At 57.1% G+C, this 24695-nt stretch carries 26 protein-coding genes; 1 reads left to right on the top strand and 25 read right to left on the bottom strand.

The genetic code is table 11. The features are described 5' to 3' along the window. Nucleotides 1–77 precede the first annotated feature (77 nt). The 25 genes from CBW65_RS25030 to CBW65_RS05195 all read right to left on the bottom strand — a co-directional run bounded on the left by CBW65_RS25030 (nucleotide 78) and on the right by CBW65_RS05195 (nucleotide 23125). Entirely contained in the window at nucleotides 78–1847 is a 1770-nt protein-coding gene (locus CBW65_RS25030) for a LysM peptidoglycan-binding domain-containing protein (RefSeq protein ID WP_198299754.1), read from the bottom strand. A gap of 134 nt (nucleotides 1848–1981) precedes the next feature. Then, entirely contained in the window at nucleotides 1982–3292 is a 1311-nt protein-coding gene (gene murA, locus CBW65_RS05080; RefSeq protein ID WP_087455910.1) for a UDP-N-acetylglucosamine 1-carboxyvinyltransferase, read from the bottom strand. Between the two features lie 41 nt (nucleotides 3293–3333). Beyond that, nucleotides 3334–4092 carry a YwmB family TATA-box binding protein gene (locus tag CBW65_RS05085; RefSeq protein WP_087455911.1) on the bottom strand — a complete coding sequence of 253 codons (759 nt, stop codon included), beginning with the start codon at nucleotides 4090–4092 and terminating at the stop codon, nucleotides 3334–3336. A gap of 84 nt (nucleotides 4093–4176) precedes the next feature. Continuing rightward, nucleotides 4177–4425 (bottom strand): DUF1146 family protein, encoded by a 249-nt coding sequence (locus CBW65_RS05090; protein WP_157721786.1) that lies wholly within the window; start codon nucleotides 4423–4425, stop codon nucleotides 4177–4179. Between the two features lie 109 nt (nucleotides 4426–4534). Next, nucleotides 4535–6052, bottom strand: a complete 1518-nt coding sequence (locus tag CBW65_RS05095; RefSeq protein ID WP_087455913.1) for an NADH-quinone oxidoreductase subunit N — start codon at nucleotides 6050–6052, stop codon at nucleotides 4535–4537. Nucleotides 6053–6055: 3 nt separating this feature from the next. Further along, on the bottom strand, nucleotides 6056–7576 hold the full coding sequence (locus CBW65_RS05100; RefSeq protein WP_087455914.1) for a complex I subunit 4 family protein: 1521 nt from the start codon (nucleotides 7574–7576) through the stop codon (nucleotides 6056–6058). Next, nucleotides 7573–9474 carry an NADH-quinone oxidoreductase subunit L gene (gene nuoL / locus CBW65_RS05105; RefSeq protein WP_087455915.1) on the bottom strand — a complete coding sequence of 634 codons (1902 nt, stop codon included), beginning with the start codon at nucleotides 9472–9474 and terminating at the stop codon, nucleotides 7573–7575. The genes CBW65_RS05100 and nuoL overlap by 4 nt, the downstream gene beginning before the upstream one ends. A gap of 39 nt (nucleotides 9475–9513) precedes the next feature. Then, complete coding sequence (gene nuoK / locus CBW65_RS05110; protein ID WP_087455916.1) at nucleotides 9514–9819, bottom strand: NADH-quinone oxidoreductase subunit NuoK; 306 nt, start codon at nucleotides 9817–9819, stop codon at nucleotides 9514–9516. A gap of 3 nt (nucleotides 9820–9822) precedes the next feature. Further along, on the bottom strand, nucleotides 9823–10350 hold the full coding sequence (locus tag CBW65_RS05115; protein ID WP_087455917.1) for an NADH-quinone oxidoreductase subunit J: 528 nt from the start codon (nucleotides 10348–10350) through the stop codon (nucleotides 9823–9825). Next, nucleotides 10350–10790, bottom strand: coding sequence for a NuoI/complex I 23 kDa subunit family protein (locus CBW65_RS05120; RefSeq protein WP_087455918.1), 441 nt, complete (start codon nucleotides 10788–10790; stop codon nucleotides 10350–10352). The genes CBW65_RS05115 and CBW65_RS05120 overlap by 1 nt, the downstream gene beginning before the upstream one ends. Before the next feature lie 19 nt (nucleotides 10791–10809). After that, on the bottom strand, nucleotides 10810–11802 hold the full coding sequence (gene nuoH, locus CBW65_RS05125; RefSeq protein ID WP_087459121.1) for an NADH-quinone oxidoreductase subunit NuoH: 993 nt from the start codon (nucleotides 11800–11802) through the stop codon (nucleotides 10810–10812). Nucleotides 11803–11810: 8 nt separating this feature from the next. Continuing rightward, on the bottom strand, nucleotides 11811–12914 hold the full coding sequence (locus tag CBW65_RS05130) for an NADH-quinone oxidoreductase subunit D (protein ID WP_087455919.1): 1104 nt from the start codon (nucleotides 12912–12914) through the stop codon (nucleotides 11811–11813). 15 nt (nucleotides 12915–12929) lie between these two features. After that, nucleotides 12930–13601: an NADH-quinone oxidoreductase subunit C gene (locus CBW65_RS05135; protein ID WP_087455920.1), complete on the bottom strand. Its 672-nt coding sequence runs from the start codon at nucleotides 13599–13601 to the stop codon at nucleotides 12930–12932. Beyond that, nucleotides 13602–14108 (bottom strand): NuoB/complex I 20 kDa subunit family protein, encoded by a 507-nt coding sequence (locus CBW65_RS05140; protein WP_087459122.1) that lies wholly within the window; start codon nucleotides 14106–14108, stop codon nucleotides 13602–13604. It lies immediately after the preceding gene. A 32-nt stretch (nucleotides 14109–14140) separates the two neighbouring features. Next, nucleotides 14141–14509, bottom strand: coding sequence for an NADH-quinone oxidoreductase subunit A (locus CBW65_RS05145; protein WP_087455921.1), 369 nt, complete (start codon nucleotides 14507–14509; stop codon nucleotides 14141–14143). A 216-nt stretch (nucleotides 14510–14725) separates the two neighbouring features. Beyond that, nucleotides 14726–15136, bottom strand: a complete 411-nt coding sequence (locus CBW65_RS05150; protein WP_087455922.1) for a F0F1 ATP synthase subunit epsilon — start codon at nucleotides 15134–15136, stop codon at nucleotides 14726–14728. Nucleotides 15137–15167: 31 nt separating this feature from the next. Further along, nucleotides 15168–16577, bottom strand: a complete 1410-nt coding sequence (atpD, locus tag CBW65_RS05155; RefSeq protein ID WP_087455923.1) for a F0F1 ATP synthase subunit beta — start codon at nucleotides 16575–16577, stop codon at nucleotides 15168–15170. A 23-nt stretch (nucleotides 16578–16600) separates the two neighbouring features. Next, a complete protein-coding gene (atpG, locus tag CBW65_RS05160; RefSeq protein WP_087455924.1) occupies nucleotides 16601–17476 on the bottom strand; it encodes an ATP synthase F1 subunit gamma in 876 nt (291 codons plus the stop codon). Between the two features lie 50 nt (nucleotides 17477–17526). Beyond that, nucleotides 17527–19035, bottom strand: a complete 1509-nt coding sequence (atpA, locus tag CBW65_RS05165; protein ID WP_087455925.1) for a F0F1 ATP synthase subunit alpha — start codon at nucleotides 19033–19035, stop codon at nucleotides 17527–17529. An 18-nt stretch (nucleotides 19036–19053) separates the two neighbouring features. Then, nucleotides 19054–19587, bottom strand: coding sequence for a F0F1 ATP synthase subunit delta (locus CBW65_RS05170; protein ID WP_087455926.1), 534 nt, complete (start codon nucleotides 19585–19587; stop codon nucleotides 19054–19056). Then, a complete protein-coding gene (gene atpF / locus CBW65_RS05175) occupies nucleotides 19584–20069 on the bottom strand; it encodes a F0F1 ATP synthase subunit B (RefSeq protein ID WP_198299755.1) in 486 nt (161 codons plus the stop codon). The genes CBW65_RS05170 and atpF overlap by 4 nt, the downstream gene beginning before the upstream one ends. An 86-nt stretch (nucleotides 20070–20155) precedes the next feature. Then, on the bottom strand, nucleotides 20156–20371 hold the full coding sequence (gene atpE / locus CBW65_RS05180) for a F0F1 ATP synthase subunit C (protein WP_087455927.1): 216 nt from the start codon (nucleotides 20369–20371) through the stop codon (nucleotides 20156–20158). A gap of 92 nt (nucleotides 20372–20463) precedes the next feature. Then, nucleotides 20464–21231, bottom strand: coding sequence for a F0F1 ATP synthase subunit A (gene atpB / locus CBW65_RS05185; RefSeq protein WP_087455928.1), 768 nt, complete (start codon nucleotides 21229–21231; stop codon nucleotides 20464–20466). Between the two features lie 35 nt (nucleotides 21232–21266). Then, on the bottom strand, nucleotides 21267–21653 hold the full coding sequence (locus tag CBW65_RS05190; protein WP_087455929.1) for a hypothetical protein: 387 nt from the start codon (nucleotides 21651–21653) through the stop codon (nucleotides 21267–21269). A gap of 287 nt (nucleotides 21654–21940) precedes the next feature. Continuing rightward, nucleotides 21941–23125, bottom strand: a complete 1185-nt coding sequence (locus CBW65_RS05195; protein WP_087455930.1) for an acetyl-CoA C-acetyltransferase — start codon at nucleotides 23123–23125, stop codon at nucleotides 21941–21943. 227 nt (nucleotides 23126–23352) lie between these two features. Between CBW65_RS05195 and CBW65_RS05200 the strand changes: the two genes are divergently transcribed. Next, the gene (locus CBW65_RS05200; protein WP_087455931.1) at nucleotides 23353–24666 is read left to right on the top strand and encodes a helix-turn-helix domain-containing protein; all 1314 of its coding nucleotides are present in this window, start codon (nucleotides 23353–23355) and stop codon (nucleotides 24664–24666) included. Nucleotides 24667–24695: the final 29 nt, after the last annotated feature.

A 24695-nucleotide genomic window follows, 5' to 3' on the forward strand; every position in this document is an offset into this window, starting at 1 on the left:
TTTCTTCGTTTGCTGCATGAAACTCTATGAAAGCATATGAGAGAGATGGAAGTGATATGATCGAAAAAAGAAGCCCGCTACATGCGGGCTTCCCAGTATTTTAGGATGAAGTAAGCGTTGCGTGCTTCGAATCCGGCGGCGTTGTCATAGAGTCCGAAATGCAGGTGCGGGACAAATTTGTCTTCGGTGCCGGACGGACCGTAGCCGGTGCTGCCGACATAGCCGAGCAGTTGGCCGGGTGCGACGCGAACGCCTTTGGCGAGGCCGGGGGCGTAGCGGTCGAGGTGGGCGTAGTAGACACTGTACTGCGAGTTGTCGAGGCGGATCGTGACCCGCCAGCCGCCGAGTTCATTCCAGCCGTAGTTGGTGACCACGCCCCCGCCGACGGAGACGACTGGAGTGCCTTTTGGCGCCATGATGTCGGTGCCTTCGTGCGCGCGCACCGTCGTGCCGTCCGGGTTGTATGCGCGCGAGTCGCCCCAGGTGTCGCTGAACGGGTCATAGGAGCCCTGCGTCGGGAACGGGAAGACGAAGCCCGGCTTGCCCAGCTGATCGGCGAGGGACGGTTCCATCTGCCCCAGCCAAGAATCGGCCGGCGGCGGCGGTGCCGGTGTGTAGTTCGGCACCTGCAAGCGCTGCCCAACGCGCAAGGCATCGGTGGTCAGGTTGTTTAAAGAGCGCAAGGTGGTCACCGACGTGTTGAAGCGTGTGGCAAGACCCCAGAGCGTGTCGCCGGAGACGACGATGTACTCGCCTGTTGTGGGCGTGGTCGGGGTGGTGCCAGTCGGGGTGGTGCCAGTCGGGGTGGTGCCAGTCGGGGTGGTGCCTGTAGGCGCTGTTCCCGTTGGTGTTGTTCCCGTTGGTGTTGTTCCTGTCGGGGTTGTGGTTGTAGGCGTCGACGTAGTCGGCGTCGTGCCCGTTGGCGCCGGAGGCGCCTGAACAGGAGGCAGCTGGACTCCCGCTTGCGGGATGGTCAACACCTGGCCGATGGTTAACGCGTCGCTCGTCAACCCGTTCTCCGCCCGGATCGCATCGACTGTCACCCCGTTGGCCTGCGCCAGTTTCCAGAGCGTATCGCCGGACTGCACGACGTAGGTCGTCGCCGGGATCGGGATCAACAGCTGCTCCCCCGGATACAGCGTCGGGTCGGACATGCCGTTGAGCTGCAGGATCGCCGTTGCTGTCGTCTTGTAGGCCTGCGAGAGCTTCCACAGCGTATCGCCGCTGGCCACCGCATGCAGTCGGGCCGGCTGGTTGGACACGACCACCGCCGGGCGGAACGGGTCCCACGCCACTTTGGCCTGCAAGGACTCCGACACGAACCGCACCGGCACAAACATGCTGTCACCGACAATCATCGCCGGCTCATCCATCGCCACCGAACGCCCGTTGACCACAGCGGTCGCCGAGTTGCTCGTCAGCACGATCCGCGTGCTCCCTTGCGTCACCGTCGCCCGCTGCGCCGCCGCATCCCACGCCACCGACGCGCCTAAGCCTTCCACAATCGTGCGCAGCGGCACCATCACCCGGTCATTGTGCATAAAGGGCTGCCCGCCGGCGAGCACTTTGCCGTTGACGAACAGGGCGATCGCCGTCGCCGCATACACGCTTTTCTTGCTCGTATCGGCCACGGTCGGCAGCGACATCGCCGCGACCAGCATCGTCCCGAGGAACACGCGCACTGCCCGCGCCTGCGACCCGGGATACTTTTGCTGCACATACTGCATGATCGACCCCCGCAGCCGCTCATTGCGAGTCTCCCCCGCGCCGAGCTCCGCGCCCATCTCTTCCATAAAATCATAGCTTCGTAAATAAAGGTGCAGCTCGCCTCCATAGGGAGTCTGCACCCACCTCTCTCTTAGAAAAGGGGATTGTTGCATCGAAGTTTTCCCTCCTTTGCCAGCTATCCCCTAGCCTTCCCCAATCGCACACAAAAAAAGACGACCCGTATCTAGGCCGCCTTTCCCATTTTTAAAGTTGTTTACAGAAACGCCTGTCCCAGCGGCTGGTCTTCCGCTTTGACTTCTTCATACTCGATGCGCTCAATCTGCGCACCGAGATCGGCAAACTTCTGCACGATGTCCACGTAGCCGCGGTCGATATGATGCACGCCGTGAATCTCCGTGTGGCCCTTGGCGACCAGACCCGCCAAGATCAGGCACGCGCCTGCCCGCAGGTCGGTCGACGTGACTTTCGCCCCGTGCAGCTGCGCAACGCCGTTGACGGTGGCGGTGCGGCCGTTGACCTTGATGTCCGCTCCCATGCGGCGCAGTTCGGCCACATGCATAAAGCGGTTCTCAAACACCGTCTCCGTCACATACGACGTCCCCGGAATGATCGTCAAAAGCGACATCATCTGCGCCTGCAAATCGGTCGGGAAGCCCGGATAGACCAGCGTCTTCACTTCCAACGGACGCAGCGCCCCTTCCGACTTCACGCGCACGCCGGTCACATCGTCGATCACCGTCACGCCCGCTTCTTTCAGCTTGGAGATCAACGGCGCCAGATGGTGCGAGATCGCGCCTTCCACAAACACGTCGCCGCCGGAGATCGCCGCCGCCACCAGGAAGGTGCCCGCTTCGATGCGGTCCGGGATGATCATGTGCTCCGCGCCGCGCATTTCCGCCACGCCGTTGATGCGGATCGTGTCGGTGCCCGCGCCGCGAACGTCAGCGCCCATCTTGTTCAGGTAGTTGGCGAGGTCGACGATCTCCGGCTCCTTGGCCGCATTTTCGATGATCGTCTTGCCTTCTGCCAACACGGCCGCCATCATGATGTTTTGCGTAGCGCCCACCGATGCGAAGTCGAGGTAGATCGTCGCGCCCTTCAGGCGTCCGCCTTCCGCAACCGCTTCGATAAACGATTCGCCTTGCTCCACCACAGCGCCCATCGCTTCAAAGCCTTTGATGTGCAAATCGACCTTGCGCTCCCCGATCGAGCATCCGCCCGGCATCGAGACGCGCGCGCGGCCGAAACGGCCGAGCAGCGGTCCAAGGACAAGAAAAGAAGCCCGCAGTTTCCGAACGAGTTCGGCCGGTGCTTCCGTTGTGTTTACGAGTTCTGCGTTCAGGCGCAAAAGCCCGGGTCCCGCCTCGCCGGTCTCTACGCCCAATGCTTCAAGCAATGCGCAGATGTTCCCCACGTCGGAGAGATTCGGGACTTCTTCCAAAACGCTTTCGCCTTTGCTTCCCAAGATGGAAGCGGCGATTATTGGCAATACGGCGTTCTTCGCGCCGTGAACTTTCACAGTGCCCATGAGGCGTTGTCCGCCCTGTACGACAATCTTAGCCATGTTGTAATAAACCTCCACAGGCAGGGCGAGGCAGCTAGCCCTTAATACTCAATGGTCACGATCGGCGATCCCACCAGCACGCGCGTCTTGCCGAGCGTCTCGTCAAAATGCGCCGCCACTTGCAGGTTCATCTTGTTCCCATTGGTGACTATGTAATCCTTTGTGAGAGGAGAGTATCCGGATACAGAGGTTACCAGTTCGGAGCGAACTCCTTCGATCTCTTGGGCCTTTACCGTTTGAAAAACGTCTTTGACCATCGAGTTTACTGCAATGTCATTCATTTTATCAGCCCGCAAACCTTTGATACAAGTGCTAATTTGTGGGACGGTGTTCGCCAGTTTGGCCGTTTCGCTGACACGCTTGATCGCAGCGGAGTAATCGCTGAGGTCTTTCGCGTCGCGTTCCACACGCAGCACCAGCACGGTCTGCGGAGCGTGGCTTTGGAACTTCATCGAGGTCAAGGTCAGTTGGGCAGCAGCGCCGTTCTGCCACTTGCCGCGCAAGGAGTAAGACGTCTGATCTCCTTGAGACTGGAGAGTCTCCTCCGCATTCTGAATCGCAAACATCTTGTTCAGGCTCAGGCCCAGCGCCTTGAGGTCATCGGCCGACTTGTACTCCTTGTCGATCGCCGACCAGTTGTGCACCTGCCAGCCTTCCACTTCCGACCCGGTCTCGGCGAACGCCTTGCTCAAAAACGCGCCGGTGTCGGCCGTCTGTGCAATCGTCTCTCTTGCCGAAAACAAACTGAATGCTGCTACGATCAAACAAACAATGATACCAAAAATCCCAATTTTCTTCATTGATCTCTCTCCCTGCCCGTCAAATGGATGTTACCCATTCTGACCGCATCAGGGGGAGGATATACTAGTTGCTAGAAAAATAGTTTAGAAGATTTGCTTGAGCATCATTGTGGAGATCATGTATTCATTGGCGAACTTGGCCAGCTGATAGCCGAGCAGGATGGACAGCAGCAAACGCAGGACGGCAGCAGGACGCCCTTTGGCATCCTTGAGAAACACATCCCAGCGCACGATCTGCAGCGCATACCACGCGATCAGCACGCCAAACAATAAAAAGGCCAGATTAAACAGGGACATCCAGCCCATCCCGGTCTCTTGGGAGCCAAAATACACGGCGCATCCCCCGCCTCTCTTCACATCTCGTAACATCGTACCACAATTCACGCAAAAAGACTCCGAGACTAAAGTCCCGGAGTCCTTTTTTTATTGATGTTTTATAGACTTACAGTCCGAACCAGTTCAGCCCGTTGAGCACATCGAGGTACAGGTTCGGCAGCACGCCCAGCACGATTGTCCCGATCAGGCCAACGCCTGCAATCAGGCCAAGCGACCACGGCAGCGCCAGTTTTTGTTCGGTGACCGGTGCTTCGCTCTCCTTCATGAACATCGCTTTCAACACACCGAAGTAGTAGTAGAAAGCGATGGCCGACGTGATGAAGAGCAGCGCCGCCAGCCAGTACATCTGGGTGTTGATCGCGCCGAGGAAGATGTAGAACTTCCCGAAGAAACCGGCTGTGATCGGCATCCCTGCCATCGACAGGATGAACACGGTCATCGCCACCGCCTGGAACGGAGAACGCTTGTAGAGGCCGCGGAACGCTTCGAGCGTTTCGTTGCCCGCTTCACGCGTCACGTTGGTCAGGATGGCGAACGCGCCCATCGTCATGAACAGGTAGGCGGTCAGGTAGAAGGTGACTTCGCCAAACGCCAGCCAGATGTTTTCCTGCGCATTGCCGCTGCCGAGCACCGCGAGCGGGATCAGCAGGTAACCGGCTTGTGCGACAGAGGAGTACGCGAGCAGGCGCTTGATGTTCTTTTGCGCCAGCGCCGCGATGTTCCCGATGACCATGGTCAGGCCGGCGAGAATCGCGAGGTACATGTACAGCTCGTTGAACTCCGGACCAAACGCCCAGATGAACAGGCGCAGCACCAGCGCGAAACCTGCCGCTTTCGAAACGACAGACAGGAACGCGGTGATCGGGTTCGGAGCGCCTTCGTAGGTGTCCGGCGCCCACATGTGGAACGGCACCAGCGCGATTTTCGCGCCGAAGCCGATCGTCATCAGCAGGAAGGACAGCACGATCAGCGGTTTGAACTCGATCCACATCTGCGCGATCATCTGCGATGCCTGCGCGATGTTAGTCTGGCCGGTCACGCCGTACAGGAAGGACATCCCGTACAAGGCAAACGCGGTGGCGATGGAACCGCTGATCAGGTACTTCATCGCCCCTTCGCCGCCTTTGGCATCGCGACGGATCGCGACCAGGATGTAGGACGCGATCGAGAGCAGTTCGAGACCGACAAACAAGGTGATCAGGTCATACGCGGAGGACATCACCATCGCGCCGACCGTTGCGAAGATCAGCAGGTAGCTGTATTCCGCAACTTTGACCGCCGGGTTGTGACGGAAGAAATCGATCGACATCAGGAGCGTAAACATCGTGCCCAAGATGAAGATCACTTTAAACACGTTACCGAAGTCGTCGAGCACGTAGAGCATGTTGGACAGCTCTTTCAAGCCGCCGTCTGCCACCACGCCGAAGTTGCGCAGCACGAGCACGAGCGCGACGAGCAGACCTGCCACACCGATCCACGGAGAGATGCGGCGGGATGTTTCTTTGGAGACAAACAAGTCGAACGCCAGCATCCCGAAGCCGAGCAGGACGAGGATGACTTCTGGAGCCATCACGTCCCACACGCCGGAGAAGCTGAGTGCAGATAACGATTGTACCGGATTCATGTGCTACCCTCCTATCCTGGTGACGAGTGTTTGGATCGACGGGTTCACCAGGTCACTGAGGATTTGCGGGTAGACCCCGATCAAGATGATCAGCGCGAGCAGAACGATCGCCGGAACAAATTCGATCGGACGAGCGTCTGTCACACCTTCCAGCTGTGCAGGCGTCGGACCATAGGTCGTGCGCTGCATCGCCCAGAGCAGGTAGACAGCCGCGAGGATGATCCCAAGCGTACCCACAGCCGAGAGGACCGGGAATACTTCAAACGAGCCCATAAACGCCAGAATCTCAGAGATAAACCCGCTCATGCCCGGCAGGCCGAGCGAACCGAGCGCCGCTGCCAGCAGGAAGCCGGCAAGGATCGGCATCGGCTTGGACAGACCGCCAAGACCTGCGATCTGCGCGGTGCCGGTGCGCTCCTTGATCGCGCCGATCAGGAAGAACAAGAGCGCGGAGAGCAGACCGGAGGAGATCGTCATGAAGATCCCGCCCTGGATGCCCGCCTGGTTCATCGCCGCTACCCCGAGCAGCACGATCCCCATGTGCGAGATCGCGGAGAACGCGAGCAGGCGGCGCCAGTCTTTTTGCACCATCGCGATCAGTGCCGCGTAGACGATGTTGATCACACCGATCACGGCGATCAGAGTCGCGTAATGCTGCACCGCGTCAGGCAGAATGCCAACCGCGATGCGGAACAGGACGTACGCGCCGATTTTCATCAGCACGCCGCCGACGATCATCGAGACTGCGGACGGCGCTTGTTCATGCGTATCCGGCAGCCAGGTGTGGAACGGGAAGAACGCTTCCTCGATCAGGATCGCCAGGAACAGCACCAGGAAGATGCCGTTTTTGAAAGCGCTGGTGATCAGGTCGGGCGATGCCTGCGAGAACGCATCGGCGATCGTCAGCATGTTCAAGGAGATCGTGCCGGTCGCGTCGGCCGCTTTGAACGCCATCGCGATAAACGCCACGAGGATAAACGCAGAAGCGATCCCGCGGTAGACGAGGAACTTCGTCGCCACAGGGCCTTTGCGCTCGCCGCCCCAGATGCCGATCAGGAAGTACATCGGGATCAGGGTCAGCTCGAGGAACAGGAAGAACAGGAACAGGTCGAGCGCTACAAAGCAGCCGTACAGACCTGTGACCAGCAGCAGGAACCAGATGTAGTACTCCTTCGCCCGGTGCTGGATCCGTCCGGATGCCAGAACCGCGAGGAAGGAGACGATGCCGGTGAGCAGCACGAACGGCATCGACAGGCCGTCGACTCCGAGGTCGTAGCCGATGACGAGCGCCTGGTCTTTGTAGGCGTTCGCGATGTTGATCCACTCAGCCGATTCGGTGTACTGCATGCCCTTCGCGCCAAAATCAAAGCCCGCGTAGACAATGCCTGCGAACACCAGCGACAGGAGCGTGGCGATCAGTGCGATCGCGCGCGCCTGCCCCTGGCTGCTCTTCGGAACAAAGCCGATGATCAGTGCGGCCAGCAGCGGGAGGAAAACGATGATGGTCAAAAGGTTCCCCATCATTTCACAACACCTCCCCAGATCAGTGCGCTGGCAATCAGCGCAACGGCGCCGAGAACGGTGATCAGACCGTAGGTCTGGACTTGGCCGTTCTGGCTGTATTTCAGGCCAAGCGCGCCGACGACAGTTGCTTCGCCAAAGAGATGGACGAGGCCGTCGACGATCCACTTGTCGATAAAGTTGAGCACACGGCCGATGAAGACGACCGGCTTGACGATCACGTAGTTGTAGAGTTCGTCAAAGTAGAACTTGTTGTAAGACAGCTGGTAAAGCGGTCGCAGCGCGCCGCCGCCCAGTTTGGCCGGATCGATCGCTTTCGACTTGTACATCAGGTAGGCAAGCCCGATGCCAGCCAGTGCAACGACGGTTGCCAGCACGGCCATCCACAGCTCCGGCGCGTGAACCTCGCCGATTTCGCCGTCATGCAGCATGAAGTGCTCAAACGCGTAGCCCGTTACCGGGGAGTTGAGCAGACCGGCCACGATCGCCATGATCGAGAGCAGGACGAGCGGGATGGTCATCAGCGGACCGGATTCATGCGCGTGATCATAGTCTTCTTTTTTACCGCGGAACTCGCCGGTGAAAGTCATGAAGAATACGCGGAAGATGTAGAACGCGGTGCAGAACGCGGCCAGCAAGCCGAGCACGAACAGCACCATGTTGCCGGAGTGGTACGCCCCGAGCAGAATTTCATCCTTCGACCAGAAGCCGGCAAACGGCGGAATCCCGGAGAGCGCAAGCGCCCCGATCAGGAACGTCCAGCCGGTGATCGGCAATTTCTTCCAGAGTCCGCCCATCGAGCGGATGTCCTGGTTGTGGTGAATCGCATGGATGACCGAACCTGCCGCGAGGAACAGCAGGGCTTTGAAGAAGGCGTGCGTCATCAGGTGGAACGTCGATGCCACATACGCCGAAACGCCAAGCGCCATCACCATGTAGCCGAGCTGCGAGACGGTCGAGTACGCGACGACACGCTTGATGTCGTTTTGCGTGAGACCGATCAAGGCCGCTAAGATCGCGGTGATCGCACCGATGATCGCGATGACCATCAAGGCATCCGGAGATGCTTCGAAGATCGGGAACGCGCTTGCGACGAGGTAAACGCCGGCTGCAACCATCGTAGCAGCATGGATCAGCGCGGAGACCGGAGTCGGGCCTTCCATCGCGTCCGGCAGCCAGGTGTGCAGCGGGAACTGCGCCGATTTACCGATTGCGCCGATGAAGATCAGGATCGCCACCAGCGTGATCAACGCTTCCGGCGAGATCCAGTCGATCAGGAACGTCTTGGTCTCGATCGCTTGGAAGATGCCTGCGTATTCAAAGGTGCCGGTTGCGATAAAGATCAGCACGATCCCGATGAAGAGACCGACGTCACCGATGCGGGTGACGATAAATGCTTTTTTCGCTGCAGCGGCCGCTTCCGGCTTGAAGTACCAGAAACCTACGAGCAGGAAGGAGCACAAGCCGACCAATTCCCAGAAGATGTAGACTTGCAGGAGGTTTGGCGAGATCACCAGGCCGAGCATCGAGAAGATAAACAGGTTGAGATATTGATAGAACACCGGGAAACGCTCATCGCCGTGCATGTAGCTCTTCGAGAAGAGCAGCACCAGCGTGGAGATAAACGTGACCACGACCAGCATCATCGCGTTGAGCTGGGTCACTTCATAGCCCATCGACAGCGTGGTTTCACCAACGCTCAGCCAATGGAAGATGTACGGTGCAGCTGCACCGTGCGCTTTTACATCCGACAAGATGAAAAGCGATACCGCGAAGCCCGCCAGCGCTGCCAGCACGCTGATCGCAGTGACAATACCCTCTTGCGCCCGCCGACCGAGCACGAACAGGAGCACATACGCCACCAGCGGGAAGAGGGGAACTAACCAGGCATATTCGACCATACGATCACCTTTCTCCGTAGTTCTTTAGAAGACCCCGGATTACCATTTCATGAGGTCTTGATCCCGAACGTCGCTGGTATTGCGGTTGCGGTATAACGAGATCAAAATAGCAAGCCCCACAGCCACTTCAGCCGCTGCGATCGTCATCGCAAAGAGGGTAAAAATCTGACCGTTCATCGACGGCATCAGACCAAAGCGCGCAAACGTCAACAGGTTGATGTTGACGGCGTTGAGCATCAGCTCGACCGAAACGAGGACGATGATGATGTTGCGCTTGGTCAGCGCGCCGTACAAACCGATACAAAACAGGATCGCACCGAGCGTAATAAACTGTTCAACTGACATCGATTACTTCTCCTCCTTGTTTGCAAGGGTAATCGCGCCAACGAGCGCTACGATCAGGACGACCGACACCAGCTCGAACGGAATCACGTATTGCCCGAACAAGGATTCGCCGATCAGCTTGACGTTGTCCTGACCCTCCCACGGGGAGTCGGTCGGAGTCGGCCAGCGCAGACCGGAGAATTTGGTCACGTAGAGGACGATACCGCCCAGACCAATCGCCGCGATCGCCGCCCACACCGGGTGTGCGGTGACCTTTTGCGGTTTTTCAACTTCATCATGCCGCGTCAGCATGATCGCGAAGAGCATCATGATCGTGATGGCGCCTGCGTAGAGCAGGATTTGGATGAAAGCGAGAAACTCCGCTTCGAGCATGATGTAGATCCCTGCGACGCCGATGAACACGCCGCCTACAGCCAGCGCCATGTACAGCACTTTGCGAAGCGAGAGAAGCAGTACGCCACACGCGATGACAAACAGCGAGATCAGGAAAAACGCGATGTTCTGCCCGGTAAATTCAATACCACCGAACATTACTTTTCACCCCCGAAAGAAGAAGTGCCGTCATGCTCGAGGATGCCTTCCGTCTTCTTGCGGTTGTCATCGAGCCAGAACATGTTTTTATACAGGTCGACCCGGTTATACGTCGCAAGTTCGAAGGTATCGGTCATCTGGATCGCTTCGGTCGGGCACACTTCGGTGCATAGATCGCAAAGGATGCAGATTTCAAAGTTGATATCATAGGTGTCGATGTGCAGCTTTTTATCGCCGCCGCGTGTGCCCGAAAGCGAGATGCAGGAAGTCGGGCAGACCCGCGCGCACTGGTTGCACACGATGCATTTCTCAGGCGAGAACTTGTGAACACCACGGAAGCGTTCGCCAAAGTCCGGCATCTCATCCGGATACATCAGGGTGACCTTCTTATGCGTGAGTTGGGCGAAGGTGACTTTCAACCCTTTAAGGAAACCGAACATGATTTCACCCCACTTTGTATTAGATCAGATATTTGAGGACTGCTGTGAGCACCAGATTCACCAGGGCCAGCGGAATCAGCACTTTCCAGGAGAAGACAAGCAACTGGTCGGTACGAATACGCGGCATGGTGGCACGCACCCAGAAGAAGAAGAAGATAAACGCCGAAACTTTGATCGCGAACCACAGCCAGCCCGGCAGGAACGGACCTTCCCAGCCGCCGAGGAACAGCGTGGTGCCAAGCGCCGACATTGCAAAGACATAGACATACTCTGCCAGCATGAAGAAGGCGAAGCGGAAGCCGGTGTACTCGGTGAAGTAACCTGCGACCAGCTCAGACTCTGCTTCCGGCAAGTCGAACGGCGTACGGTTGAGTTCCGCGGTCGCCGAGATGATAAAGATCACGAACCCGAGCGCTTGCGGCACGATGTACCAGACGTACGGGAACTGCTTTTGCGCTTCGACGATCTCCACCATGTTCAGCGAGCCTGCGAGCAGCACGACGCCGAGCATCGACATCGCGAGCGGAACTTCGTAGGAGATCATCTGTGCAGCCGAACGCATACCGCCGATCAGCGAGTATTTGTTGTTCGATGCCCAGCCGCCAAGCACGACGCCGAGGATGGTCGTCGCCGAGAGGGCGATGTAGTACAGGACGCCGACGTTGCTCGCCGCCGTGAAGATGTGCGTGGCGGAGAACGGAATCACCGCAAGCACCATAAACGACGGGAAAAAGGCAATCAGCGGCGCGATCAGGAAGATGTTGCGGTCCGCTTTCGCCGGCACGATATCTTCTTTGATCAGGAGCTTCAGAACGTCCGCGACCGTCTGCAGGAGCCCGAGGGGACCTACGCGGTTCGGACCGATCCGCCATTGCATCCAGCCGATGACTTTACGCTCGAAGTAGATCGTGTAGGTGACCACGCCGAGGATGAAGGCGAGGACGATCACAGCGCCAAGCGCCATGTTCAGGAACGTTGACAGCTCCATCGGCTTATCCAGCCAGGAAAACATCTCTGTCATTATGCGTCAACCTCCCCAAGCACGATATCGACGGCGCCGAGTACTGCGATCAGGTTGGACATGGACTGCCCTTCCAGCAGCTTCGGCAGAATCTGCAGGTTGATGAAGGACGGACGGCGCCATTTGATGCGGTATGGTTTGTCTTTGCCTTCGGAGACGATGTAGAGGCCAAGTTCGCCGCGCACGCCTTCGACAGCCGAGTAGTATTCGCCGGCCGGCACGCGCAGGATCTTCGGCACCTTGCCCATTACCGGGCCGTCCGGGATCTGCTGTGCAGCCTGCTCAACGATCTTCATCGATTCGACGATCTCTTCCATGTGGCACATGTAGCGGTCGTAGCAGTCGCCGTTTTTGCCGGTGACGACGTTGAAGTCGAAACGGTCGTAGATCGAGTACGGCTTGTTCTTGCGCAGGTCCCAGTTGAAGCCGGTCGAGCGCAGGTTGATGCCGGACAAGCTGTAGTTGATCGCCGTTTCCGCATCGTAGGCGCCAACGCCTTTGACGCGTTCGAGGAAGATCTCGTTGCCGGTGACCAGATCGTGGAGCATATCCATCTCTTTGCGGAGGTGGTTGATGAAATCGATCACATCCTGCACCCAGCCTTCCGGTGCGTCCCACTTGACGCCGCCGACGCGCATGTAGTTGAACGTCAGGCGCGCGCCGCAGATCCGGTTGAACAGATCGGTGATCTTCTCGCGGTTGGCGAATGCGTACAGGAACGGGCTCATCGCGCCCAGGTCGAGCAGGTAGGTGCCGAGGAACACCAAGTGTGATGCGATGCGGTTCAGTTCGACCACGATGATGCGCAGATGTTCTGCGCGCTCCGGGATTTCCAGATCCATCGCGCGTTCCACCGCATTGACGATCGCATGGTTGTTGACCATCGAGGCCAGGTAGTCCATGCGGTCGGTGTACGGGATGATCTGCGTGTATTGCAGATCTTCTGCCAGTTTCTCGGTTCCGCGGTGCAGGTAGCCGACTACCGGTTCCGCATCGCGGATGATCTCGCCGTCCACCTTGACCACAACACGCAGTACGCCGTGCGTACTAGGGTGCTGAGGACCGATGTTCATTAAGAGTTCTTCAGTGCGAATTTCAGCCATCGCTTTCCTTTCCCCCTAGTCCTTCACAACGTAATCTTTGCGCAGCGGGTGCCCTTGCCAGTGGTCTTCGAGCATGATTCTGCGCATGTCCGGATGTCCCGGGAAGTTGACGCCAACGAGGTCGTAGATCTCGCGCTCTTCCCAGTTCAGACCGCTGTAGATGTGCGTGATCGACGGTACGGACGCTTCGTCGCGCGGGGTGCGGACTTTCAGCGCCAGGTCCATGTCGAGCACGAAGGAGTGCACGTTGAGGTACACTTCGCAGTAGCCTTTGGCCATGTGGTCGGTGCCGGCCATCACTTCGGCGTAGACAAATGCCAGGTCGTCGGTGACCTTGAGGTATTCGACGACTGCCGGCCAGTTTTCGTTTTTGATCACGAAAGTCGGCTGAAACTTGGCGAGGGATGCTTCTTCGATCACCTCTTCGCCGAATTGGGCGACGATGCGTTTTTGGATCTGCTCGAGCTTCGCGTTGGCCGCTTCGACGCGCGGGTCAACAGTCTCAGGCGTCTCTTCTTTCGGTGCAGCCGGCTTCGCTGCTGCTGCGGGCTTGGCAGCCGCAGGTTTCGCAGCTTCCGGCTTCGCTTCAGCTTTTACTTCGGCTGCAGGTGCTTCCGGTTTCGCTTCAGCTTTTACTTCTTCTGTTGCTTCCGGTTTTGTTTCAGGCGCTTTGTTTTCTTCGCTCATCTATCGCACCTTCTTCCCTTTGGCTTCCAAACGGATCTTGTCCTGGAGTTTGTTCAGCCCGTAGATCAGAGCAGGCGGAGACGGCGGGCAGCCCGGGATGTAGACGTCGACCGGGATGACTTGGTCCGCACCTTTGACGACCGAGTAAGCGCGCACATACGGACCGCCTGCAGTCGCACAGGAGCCCATCGCCACGACCCACTTCGGCTCCGGCATTTGATCATAGAGACGCTTCAGGATCGGCGCCATCTTCTTGGTGATCGTGCCGGCGATGATGATGCAGTCCGCTTGGCGCGGGGAGGCACGGAAGATGATCCCGAAACGGTCGAGGTCATAGTTCGCCGCGCCGGTGCCCATCATTTCGATACCGCAGCACGCGGTCGCAAACGTCAGCGGCCACAGCGAGTTCGAACGCGCCCAGCCCTTGATCTGCTCCAACGTGCCGATGATGATGCCTGCTTTGGACAGTTCTTGCGACTCCTCTTCTGTGAAGCCCTCGAACTGCATGTAAGCCGGCTGTTGGTTGTTGTTCTCGTTTGTCATTTCCATTCCAACACCTTCTTTTTCCAGGCATAGACGAGGCCTAATACTAACAGGCCAAGGAAGATCAGCATTTCTACCAAACCAAACAAGCCGAGGCTGTCGAACGATACAGCCCATGGATACAGGAACATGATTTCCACGTCAAACACCACGAACATGAGTGCAAAGAGGTAATAGCGGACGTTATAACGGACGTGCGCTTCACCAAACGGCTCGACGCCGGACTCGTATGTCGTGAGTTTTTCCGGCGTGGGGTTCTTCGGACGCAAAAACGGTCCGGCTACCCACAACGCTCCGATCGGGAGCAGCAAGCCTAACAAGAGGAACAGAGAGATAAATACGTAGCTGTTCCAATACGAGACCATAGTAGCCCCTCCATCTTCAAAAAGATTTCACAGTTTTGCCCCCAACATTATAACAAAGTCAGGAAGCCATGTAAAACCATGCTTCAAGCGCAAGTACAGGGTAAAAAACAGCTTCCCCATAGCATTTTCCAAATCCGCCTGTTTTTACTCGAAACGGCGTATTTTCAAACAGCAAAGCCCCACACGAACTTCGTGTGGAGCTTCTGCTGAATGCAATTAGCGATTGTTTTTATTCGTCGCCACTCGGATCCGGTTGATTGCACGCTCAAGAGCAATTTCCGCACGCAGATGGTCCAGAGAATCTGTACGTTCCGCCAGACGGCGTTCGGCACGCTCTTTCGCACGAGTTGCACGGTCAACGTCGATCTCTTCCGGCAGCTCTGCCGCTTCTGCAAGCACAGATACCTTCTCCGGTTTGACTTCCAGGAAGCCGCCGGAAACGGAGATCACGTCTTCGCCTTGATCCGTTTTCACGCGGAGGGAGCTGATCTTCAAGGTGGTGACGAGCGGAGTGTGCCCGGCCATGATGCCGAGGTCCCCGTCGCCGCCGCGCGCGATGATCAGGTTCGCCTCATTTGCGTACACCTTGCGTTCAGGAGTGACGATTTCGATAGGCATTTTGTTCATATCGGTTTCCTCCTAAGCCCAAGATGGAGCTTTAGGCATTATTCTTCGCGCGCTCGACAACTTCGTCGATCGTGCCCGCCATGTAGAAGTCACCTTCTGCAATGTCGTCATGCTTGCCGTCGAGGATCTCTCTGAAACCGCGAACGGTGTCAGCGATCTTGACGTAGCGGCCCGGCTTACCGGTGAACTGTTCTGCAACGTTCATCGGCTGAGTCAGGAAACGCTGGATCTTACGAGCACGGGATACGGTCAGCTTGTCTTCATCAGACAGCTCATCCATACCGAGGATCGCGATGATGTCTTGCAGTTCTTTGTAGCGCTGCAGGACAGACTGAACGCCGCGAGCTACCGAGTAGTGCTCCTCGCCTACGATGTCCGGGGACAGTGCGCGGGACGTGGAAGCGAGCGGGTCAACCGCCGGGAACAAGGCTTGCTCTGCGATTTTACGCTCAAGGTTGGTCGTCGCGTCCAAGTGAGCAAACGCGGTTGCCGGAGCCGGGTCGGTGTAGTCATCGGCCGGAACGTAGATTGCCTGGATGGACGTGATGGAACCTTTTTTGGTCGAGGTGATACGCTCTTGCAGCTGACCCATTTCAGTTGCCAGGGTCGGCTGGTAACCTACTGCGGACGGCATACGGCCGAGCAGTGCGGATACCTCGGAACCAGCTTGGGTAAAGCGGAAGATGTTGTCGATGAAGAACAGTACGTCGCGCTCTTCCACATCGCGGAAGTATTCTGCGATGGTCAGACCGGTCAGTGCTACGCGGGCACGTGCGCCCGGCGGCTCGTTCATCTGGCCGAAGACCATGGCGGTCTTCTCGATAACGCCGGAGTCGGTCATCTCGTGGTACAGGTCGTTACCTTCACGGGTACGCTCACCAACACCTGCGAATACGGAGAAACCGCCGTGCTGCTTCGCGATGTTGTGGATGAGTTCCTGGATGGTAACGGTCTTGCCTACGCCTGCGCCGCCGAACAGACCGATCTTGCCGCCCTTGATGTACGGTGCGAGCAAGTCGATAACTTTGATCCCGGTTTCGAAGATCTCTACCTTGGTGGAGAGGTCTGCGTATTCCGGAGCCGGGGAGTGGATCGGATCGCGGCGCTCGATGTTAACCGGGCCCGCTTCGTCGATCGTTTCACCCAGGATGTTGAAAATGCGGCCCAGAGTCGCCGGACCAACCGGTACGGAGATCGGAGCACCGCTGTCGACAACGTCCATACCGCGGACCAGACCGTCGGTGGAAGACATTGCGATCGTACGAACGACGTTGTTACCGAGGTGCAGAGCGACTTCAAGCGTAAGGTTGATGTCGGTCTCACCTTCGTTTTGAGCTTTATACGAAATGGTCAGAGCGTTGTTGAGTGCCGGAAGCTGGCCTTCCGGGAAACGAACGTCTACAACCGCGCCCAGAACCTGACTAATACGTCCAGTGTTCACACGTTTCCCTCCATTCGTGCGTTCTATGATTCGAGTGCTGCGACGCCGCCGACAATCTCGGTGATCTGCGTGGTGATCGCCGCTTGACGCGCACGGTTCAGTGCGAGCGTCAGGCCGTTGATAATCGTCGCTGCGTTATCGGTTGCAGCGCCCATCGCAGTCATGCGGGCACCGAACTCGGAAGCTTTCGATTCCAGAACGGCGGAGAAGATCAACGTTTCAGCGTACTTCGGCAGAAGATTGTCGAGGACTGCTTCAGCAGACGGCTCGTAATCGTACTTGGCTGTGATTGTTCCAGGTGCCGGCGTTTCCTTTTTGCCGCCCACATCTTCGAGCGGGAGCAGTTTGCGGGAAACCGGGACTTGGGTAAGCGCGTTTACGAACTCGTTGTACATGACGTAAACTTCGTCGTACACGCCGTCTTGGAACAGTTGCACAACTTGAGTTGCTACAGACTTAATATCCGCGTAGGTCGGATTGTCCGACAGACCAACAACTTCACCGACAAGCGGGTATCCACGACGCTTGAAGAAGTCGCGAGCTTTCCGGCCGATCGCAAACACTGCATACTCGTTTTGCGACTTGCCGCGCATTTCGTTCACAGCAGTACGAATTACCTGTGCGTTGAAAGAACCTGCGAGGCCGCGGTCGGAGGAGATGACGACATAACCGGTCTTCTTGACAGGGCGGGAGACCAACATCGGATGGTTGGTCGAGCCGCTGCCGGAAGCGATGCTGCCGATTACTTCTTCAAGCTTGGCTGCGTACGGGCGAGCTTGTTCTGTGCGCTCTTGTGCCCGGCGCAGTCTTGCCGCAGCTACCATTTTCATCGCTTTGGTGATTTGCTGGGTGTTCTTCACGGAGCGAATCCGTTGACGAATGTCGCGGGTATTTGCCATGATTCCACCACCTTACCAGATGAAATGGTTAAGCTAGACGACAGTTTGGATTACCCAACGAAAGTCGTTTTGAACTTCGCAACTGCTTCTTTGAGCAGAGCTTCGGTATCTTTCGAGAGGTCTTTGGTCTCGATGATCGACTTGGCGATCTGCGGATAGTTGGTGTCTGCGTACGCCAGCCATTCGGATTCGAAGCGGCGAACGGAGGAAACCGGAACATCATCCGTGTAACCGTTAACAGCTGCCCACAGGGAGATGACTTGCTTCTCAACAGTCAGCGGCTGGTATTGGCCTTGCTTGAGGATCTCGGTCAGGCGAGCACCGCGGTCGAGACGCGCTTGGGTCGCTTTGTCGAGGTCGGAACCGAACTGAGCAAACGCTTGCAGTTCGCGGTATTGCGCGAGGTCAAGACGCAGGGTACCTGCAACCTTTTTCATCGCTTTGATCTGTGCGGAACCACCGACGCGGGATACCGAGAGACCTACGTTAACTGCCGGACGCTGGCCGGAGTTGAACAGGTCGGACTCAAGGAAGATCTGACCGTCGGTGATGGAGATTACGTTGGTCGGGATGTACGCGGAAACGTCACCCGCTTGGGTTTCGATGAACGGCAGTGCGGTCAGAGAACCGCCGCCGCGTGCATCGGACAGCTTCGCGGAGCGCTCCAGCAGACGGGAGTGCAAGTAGAAGACGTCGCCCGGGAATGCTTCGCGGCCCGGAGGACGGCGCATCAGCAGGGACATTTCGCGGTATGCTGCTGCTTGCTTGGACAGGTCATCGTATACGCAGAGGACATGGCCGCCCTTGTACATGAAGTACTCGCCCATTGCGCAGCCTGCGTACGGAGCCAGGAAGAGCAGCGGAGCCGGATCGGATGCCGATGCGGATACAACGATGGTGTATTCCATCGCGCCGTGCTTGCGCAGGGTCTCTACTACTTGTGCGATGGTGGATTGCTTTTGGCCGATTGCTACGTATACGCAGACAACGCCTTGGCCTTTTTGGTTGATGATCGTGTCGAGCGCCACAGCGGTTTTACCCGTTTGGCGGTCACCGATGATCAGCTCGCGCTGACCACGGCCGACCGGGATCATCGCGTCGATCGCTTTGATACCGGTTTGCATCGGTTCGTGAACCGATTTACGGTCGATTACGCCCGGAGCCGGGGACTCGATCGCACGGAATTCTTTGGTTTCGATCGGGCCGCGGCCGTCGATCGGTTGACCGAGCGCGTTTACAACGCGGCCGATCATTGCTTCGCCGACCGGAACTTGTGCGATACGGCCGGTGCGCTTGACTTGGTCGCCTTCTTTGATACCCATTACGGTACCGAGGACAACCGCACCAATGTTGTTTTCTTCAAGGTTAAACGCCATACCCAAGGTGCCGTTCGGGAATTCAAGAAGTTCCCCGGCCATCGCTTTCTCAAGACCATGGATACGAGCGATACCGTCACCAACTTGGATTACGGTGCCTACGTCATATACTTGAACCTCAGATTGGTAGTTCTCAATCTGCTGCTTGATAAGCGAACTGATTTCTTCAGGACGAATGCTCATGATCTCACCCCTGTCGTACTAGTATTTGAGCGTTTGACGGAAACGGTTGAGCTGGCTGGATACGGAGTAGTCGAGGACACGGTCCCCGATCCGCACGCGCAGGCCGCCGATGAGATCCGGGTTGACCTTTGTCGTGAATTCCACCTGCTGGCCGTTTGCGCCAAGCTTGGATTTCAGTTCATTCAACTCTTCATCCGAGAGCGGAACTGCCGATTCTACTTCACCTTTGATGCGGCCTTTTGCAGCGTCAGACAATTCGACAAACGCTGTGTACACATCGGTCAGCGCATCTTGGCGACGGCTGTCGAACAGCAGGTTGAGGAAGTTCAGGACCAGGTCGGAAACGCGGCCTTTGAACAGCTCGGTTACCTGCTTTTTCTTTGCGTCGATCGAGATGCCCGGGTGCTCAAGAATGTTCGTGAGCTCCGGATGAGACTTGAAAACATCAAGGATCCCAGCTAATTCTTGTTCGACCGAATCAGCTTGACCGCCTTTGCCCGCAACACTGTACAGAGCTTCAGCGTAACGCTTTGCAACTACGGCGTTCTTCATACACGAACACCCATTTCTTTAACCGCTTCTTCGAAGAGAGCCTTGTGGCCTTCTGCGTTCAGCTCTTTGCTGACGATCTTGCCCGCGAGGAGAACGGAGAGGTTGCCCACTTGCTCACGCAGTTCTGCGATCGCCAGTTCTTTTTCACGGTTGATGTCAGCAACTGCTTCTTCTTTCAGACGGCGAGCTTCGGTTTCTGCAGCCGCGATGATGTCAGCAGCCTGCTTTTCACCGGTACGGCGTGCGTTCTCCATGAGCTCGTGTGCGTCCTGCTTCGCTCTTTCGATCGAAGCGCGGTGCTCAGCAGCCAGACGGTCCGCGTCTTCACGGTTCTTTTCAGCCGTGTTGATTTGATTCTCAATATATTGAGCGCGCTCGTTCATGACACGCATGAGAGGACCAAATGCGAACTTTTTAAGCAGCAGGAAGAGGACAACGAATACCCCCAACTGCACTAACATGGTTCCCAGTTGCAATTCCAATGAAATTCACTCCTTTCGGGGCGGACAAAAGGAAGGCGCAGGCGTTCACAGCGCCCCGCCGTCCTGCTAGTCGTCCGTGAATGATTTTACGGGCGGGTTGCGAACAGGATCAAACCGATTGCAACGGAGATAACCGGAAGTGCCTCTACGAGACCCAGACCGATGAACATTTGAGTTTGCAGCATACCTTTTGCTTCCGGTTGACGAGCGATACCTTCGATGGTGCGACCAACTACAAGACCGTTACCGATACCAGCACCAACTGCTGCGAGACCAAGGCAGAGACCGATTGCGATTTCCATTTTGAAAAGTACCTCCTTAAGGTAGAGAGATAGATTTTATTGTGATTGAAAGGGTGTAACATAGTGTTGCTGTTTTTGCCAACACAAAACTCTTAGTGAGCTTCTTTGTGCGGCAGCTTTTGCGAGATGTAAACCAGTGTCAGGACGGTAAAGACGAACGCTTGGATCGTACCTACAAAGATCGAGTACGCGATCCAGATGATCATCGGGATGCCGCCAAGCGGGATGATCCCGAACAGAAGCGGGATACCAAGCAAGATGGCGATCAGAACCTCGCCCGCGAAGATGTTCCCGTAAAGACGCAGACCAAGCGTCAGGAACTTCGCCAGTTCATCGATCAAGTGAAGGATGAAGAAGGCCGGGTTCGGCTCAAAGTAGTGCTTGAAGTATTGGCGCGGGTTCCGCAGACCAATGATGTGCGTCATACCGACGATCCCGATCGACATCGCCATCGCGACGCTCAAGTTCGCGGTCGGAGACATAAACCAGGACACGTGACCTACGCCGTGGTGCTCTTCCAGCGTTCCCGCCGAAATCCCAAGCATCGGTTCATGTACATGCGTTACGACGTTGGTGATCAGACCCATTTGGTTCGCGACGAAAAGGTAGATGATCAAAGTGAATGCGAGCGGAACATACGTCATCGCACGGTCACCGATCGTATCCTTCGCGAGGCCAGTGATGAAGTCGACCACCCACTCGAAGAAGTTCTGAATGCCGCGCGGTCTGCGCACATCGATGTTTGCCACTGCCAGACGCGCCAGAAGCAGCACGACGAGAGCAGCCAGCACGCTGGTTCCGATTGCGGTCAGGTTGACAGCCCACAAACCTTCTCCGAGGGTAGGAAAAATGTGATCCATTCCAAATTTCACCCCTTCCAAATAGCGTGATGAGACTATGAAGTTTTGATTTTGTTGTATAGGAAGCCTGCCAAGATCACGAGTTGATAAACGAAGAAGCCTATCAACAATCCCGGAAGACTAACATACCCGATACGGGGTTCCAACGCTTGTACAACGAGCACGGCGCCAAGGATCATCACCATGCGGAACATCATGACTGCGCTGGGGCGCTTTTTCACATTCCGAAGCGCGACGTCTGCCGCCATCTCGGTCTGTTTGGAAGCGCTAACAGCAAAGTACAAACTAACTGCCGACCCAATGGTTAGGCCGGCAAATATCGACTTGAGGCTTGGCAACAGGGCCCAGAGTGCCGCAAAGACAACGGTGATAATCAGCGTGTACTTGACTGTTGTTCTGGCCAAACGATGAAATTCGTTCATTTCGAGACTCCCATCTTTGCCTCAAACTGGTACCCTTAGATACGTTCACCTTGAGGCTGAGTATTTATGTATGAAAGTCCACAAAAATGGTCTCCGGGTCTAAAAAGTTTCACCAGGCGAGACGGCAGTCCCTTGTATGAAACCCCAACCCAGAGACCATACTACTACATCCCCCCTTGGGTTGTCAACGAAACCGGGGGGTCTGAAGCGTTTGGCGACACAAGTTTTATTTTGCGTTCATAAAACTGACAAAAAGTTGTTAAATGTCGCCACAATGCACAATTTTCTTAGCGTTCAAACACCAGCGCCACACCTTGGCCGCCGCCGATGCACAGCGTTGCCAGACCGCGTTTTGCGTCCTGCTTTTCCATCTCGTGGATCAGGGAGACGAGCACGCGGGTGCCCGATGCGCCGATCGGATGGCCGAGGGCGATCGCGCCGCCGTTTACGTTCAGCTTCTCGCGCGGGATCTCGAGGTCGCGGCCCACTGCCAGCGACTGTGCGGCAAACGCTTCGTTCGCTTCGATCAGGTCGATGTCCGCGATGGAGAGGTTGGCGCGCTCCAGCGCTTTTTTCGTTGCATAGATCGGACCGAGGCCCATCACGTTCGGGTCGAGGCCAGCGGACGCGTATGCGGAAACGGTGCCAAGGATCTTCAGGCCAAGCTCTTCGGCCTTCTCGCGGGACATGACGAGCACAGCAGCTGCGCCGTCATTGATGCCCGATGCGTTGCCGGCGGTGACAGTGCCGTCCTTCTTGAAAGCCGGGCGGAGTTTGCCAAGCGATGCGGCGGTGGTGCCGGCACGCGGGAACTCGTCCTTGTCAAACACGATCGGGTCGCCTTTGCGCTGCGGGATATGTACCGGGACGATCTCGTCTTTGAAACGGTCGGACGTCAGCGCTGCTTCTGCCTTTTGCTGCGACCAGGCAGCGAACTCATCCTGCTCTTCGCGGGTCAGGCCGTAGCGCTCTGCCACGTTTTCCGCGGTGATGCCCATGTGGGTGTCGTCAAACGCGCACCACAGGCCGTCGCGGATCATGATGTCGGTCACTTTTTGGTCGCCCATGCGGTAGCCAGTGCGAGCGCCTTCTAATAAATAAGGAGCGCGGGACATATTTTCCATGCCGCCGGCAAGGATCACATCTGCGTCACCCGATTTGATCGCCTGTGCCGCCAGCATGACCGCCTTCAGGCCGGAGCCGCAGACCTTGTTGATCGTCATCGAGGCGATGGTGTTCGGCAGGCCGGCTTTTACCGATGCCTGACGAGCCGGGTTCTGCCCGAGGCCCGCCTGCAGGACGTTGCCCATGATCACTTCGTCGACCAGGTCTGCAGACACCCCTGCGCGGTTGAGAGCTTCCGTCAAAACGATGGCGCCAAGCTCCGGTGCCGGAATGCCGGCGAGCGCCCCTTGAAAGTTGCCGATCGCTGTACGAACAGCGCTTACAATCACTGCATCACGATTTGCCATAGTGTGTAACTCCTTTCGAAAATGAAGACTCATTCAGTCTCTATCCAGACTATATATTCTCGTCTTTGCTACTTTTCCCTGCTCAGGGATTCCTAGACGCGCCGCCATGGTCATTTTTTCCCGGCTGTGAACTGCAAATCGCCCCTTTTCACTTGGGTTGACGGCGTGGTAAATTATCATCAATAGGATGAATATTAGGATTCCGTTACGGAATAGGAGAAACGATTATGCAATATTTGACCCTCGGGCAAAAACTGCGCTTGAAGCGCAAAGAATTGGATCTCACCTTAAAGGACATCGCAGGGGACTACATCTCTCCGGCGACGCTCAGCCTGGTCGAGCGCGACCTGCAGGTTCCTTCCGAGGAGCTGTTGCGCTATCTCGCCGAGCGTCTGGAGACGCCGTACAGCTACTTCAAAGAAACGCCGGAAGAAACGCTGGGGCGGCGGGCCAAGACCTTGCTCGCAGAATCGGAAGCGCTCCTGCACCGCAAGCGTTTCTCGATGGCGACGCGTTTTGCCGAAGAGATCCTCAACGATGCCAAAGACTTGCGCCTGCACCACTACATCGCGCAGTCGGCCCTTTTGCTCTCGCGCATCGCCTTAACGCAGGAAGAGTACCACCGAGCGAACGAATACCTGTTCGAAGCGCAGTCTGCAGCCCACTTGTCCGGACATCATGAATGGCTGCCGAGCATCTACTTCCAATTTGCCCAGGTGTCCTTCCGCCAATCGTTTTATCCGCAGGCGCTCGATTACCTCAAGCAAGCGGATCATGCCACGCCAGAATCGATGGATGACGAGCTGCACCGCAAGATCCTTTCGCTCCTCTCGCAGACCCACCACAAAATGGGCAACTACGACCTGGCGCTGGACTATGCGGAAAAAGCGACGAGCCTCGTCTCGCGCATGAACAACCTCGAGGCCTATGCCGAGTCCCTGATCATGCTCGGCGCCAACTACCGCGAGCAAGAACAATACGACAAAGCGCTCGAGCTGTTCCAAGAGGCGATGCGCATCTCCCGCCAGCTCGAAACGCAGCACGAGCTCTCCGAAGCTGAGCGCAACCTCGCCGAACTGTACGTCAAAACGGGCGATCATGCGCAAGCGCATCAGCATTTCGAGCTCGCGATCGAGCAAAAACAAAAGCTGGGCGATGCTTCCCTCTTCACCACCATGCTCGACCTCGTCGAAGCCCTGCTCGACGCCGGAGATATCTACCAAGCCCAAAGCCGCCTCCAAACGGCCCTCGGCCACGACATCCCCTCCGCCGAGGAAGACCGAGCGCGTGCGCTCGCCCTGTCCTACCAGATCTCCTGCCTGCTCGGAGACGAAGCGGCCGGCCGCCAAGCGCTCGAAGAGAGCCTGACCCTGGCCCGCAGCCATTCCGTGCAAACGAGAATGCCCGACATCCTCGTCAAGCTCGGGCGCATCTGCGCCAAGGCCGGTGACCAGACCATGGCGACGCAGCTCTTCGGCGAGGCCTTGGCAGGCTACGAAAGCCTCGGCGTGATCATGCGCACCAACCCCAAAAACGCCTAAGCGTCCTTTGCCCTTAAAAAAGGGAGCAG

The sequence above is a fragment of the Tumebacillus avium genome (assembly GCF_002162355.1).
GTDB lineage: Bacteria > Bacillota > Bacilli > Tumebacillales > Tumebacillaceae > Tumebacillus_A > Tumebacillus_A avium.

What these genes read in the sequence shown, in the direction of transcription:
- CBW65_RS05135 (WP_087455920.1), bottom strand. Translation starts at nt 13,601, where the DNA reads ATGAGCGAAGAAAACAAAGCGCCTGAAACAAAACCGGAAGCAACAGAA.
- CBW65_RS05115 (WP_087455917.1), bottom strand. Translation starts at nt 10,350, where the DNA reads ATGTTCGGTGGTATTGAATTTACCGGGCAGAACATCGCGTTTTTCCTG.
- CBW65_RS05200 (WP_087455931.1), top strand. Translation starts at nt 23,353, where the DNA reads ATGCAATATTTGACCCTCGGGCAAAAACTGCGCTTGAAGCGCAAAGAA.
- CBW65_RS05120 (WP_087455918.1), bottom strand. Translation starts at nt 10,790, where the DNA reads ATGTTCGGTTTCCTTAAAGGGTTGAAAGTCACCTTCGCCCAACTCACG.
- CBW65_RS05170 (WP_087455926.1), bottom strand. Translation starts at nt 19,587, where the DNA reads ATGAAGAACGCCGTAGTTGCAAAGCGTTACGCTGAAGCTCTGTACAGT.
- CBW65_RS05085 (WP_087455911.1), bottom strand. Translation starts at nt 4,092, where the DNA reads ATGAAGAAAATTGGGATTTTTGGTATCATTGTTTGTTTGATCGTAGCA.
- CBW65_RS05140 (WP_087459122.1), bottom strand. Translation starts at nt 14,108, where the DNA reads ATGCAGTTCGAGGGCTTCACAGAAGAGGAGTCGCAAGAACTGTCCAAA.
- CBW65_RS05095 (WP_087455913.1), bottom strand. Translation starts at nt 6,052, where the DNA reads ATGAATCCGGTACAATCGTTATCTGCACTCAGCTTCTCCGGCGTGTGG.
- nuoL (WP_087455915.1), bottom strand. Translation starts at nt 9,474, where the DNA reads ATGGTCGAATATGCCTGGTTAGTTCCCCTCTTCCCGCTGGTGGCGTAT.
- CBW65_RS05190 (WP_087455929.1), bottom strand. Translation starts at nt 21,653, where the DNA reads ATGAACGAATTTCATCGTTTGGCCAGAACAACAGTCAAGTACACGCTG.
- murA (WP_087455910.1), bottom strand. Translation starts at nt 3,292, where the DNA reads ATGGCTAAGATTGTCGTACAGGGCGGACAACGCCTCATGGGCACTGTG.
- atpE (WP_087455927.1), bottom strand. Translation starts at nt 20,371, where the DNA reads ATGGAAATCGCAATCGGTCTCTGCCTTGGTCTCGCAGCAGTTGGTGCT.
- atpG (WP_087455924.1), bottom strand. Translation starts at nt 17,476, where the DNA reads ATGGCAAATACCCGCGACATTCGTCAACGGATTCGCTCCGTGAAGAAC.
- CBW65_RS05150 (WP_087455922.1), bottom strand. Translation starts at nt 15,136, where the DNA reads ATGAACAAAATGCCTATCGAAATCGTCACTCCTGAACGCAAGGTGTAC.
- nuoK (WP_087455916.1), bottom strand. Translation starts at nt 9,819, where the DNA reads ATGTCAGTTGAACAGTTTATTACGCTCGGTGCGATCCTGTTTTGTATC.
- CBW65_RS05100 (WP_087455914.1), bottom strand. Translation starts at nt 7,576, where the DNA reads ATGATGGGGAACCTTTTGACCATCATCGTTTTCCTCCCGCTGCTGGCC.
- nuoH (WP_087459121.1), bottom strand. Translation starts at nt 11,802, where the DNA reads ATGTTTTCCTGGCTGGATAAGCCGATGGAGCTGTCAACGTTCCTGAAC.
- CBW65_RS05145 (WP_087455921.1), bottom strand. Translation starts at nt 14,509, where the DNA reads ATGGTCTCGTATTGGAACAGCTACGTATTTATCTCTCTGTTCCTCTTG.
- atpB (WP_087455928.1), bottom strand. Translation starts at nt 21,231, where the DNA reads ATGGATCACATTTTTCCTACCCTCGGAGAAGGTTTGTGGGCTGTCAAC.
- CBW65_RS05130 (WP_087455919.1), bottom strand. Translation starts at nt 12,914, where the DNA reads ATGGCTGAAATTCGCACTGAAGAACTCTTAATGAACATCGGTCCTCAG.
- atpA (WP_087455925.1), bottom strand. Translation starts at nt 19,035, where the DNA reads ATGAGCATTCGTCCTGAAGAAATCAGTTCGCTTATCAAGCAGCAGATT.
- CBW65_RS05195 (WP_087455930.1), bottom strand. Translation starts at nt 23,125, where the DNA reads ATGGCAAATCGTGATGCAGTGATTGTAAGCGCTGTTCGTACAGCGATC.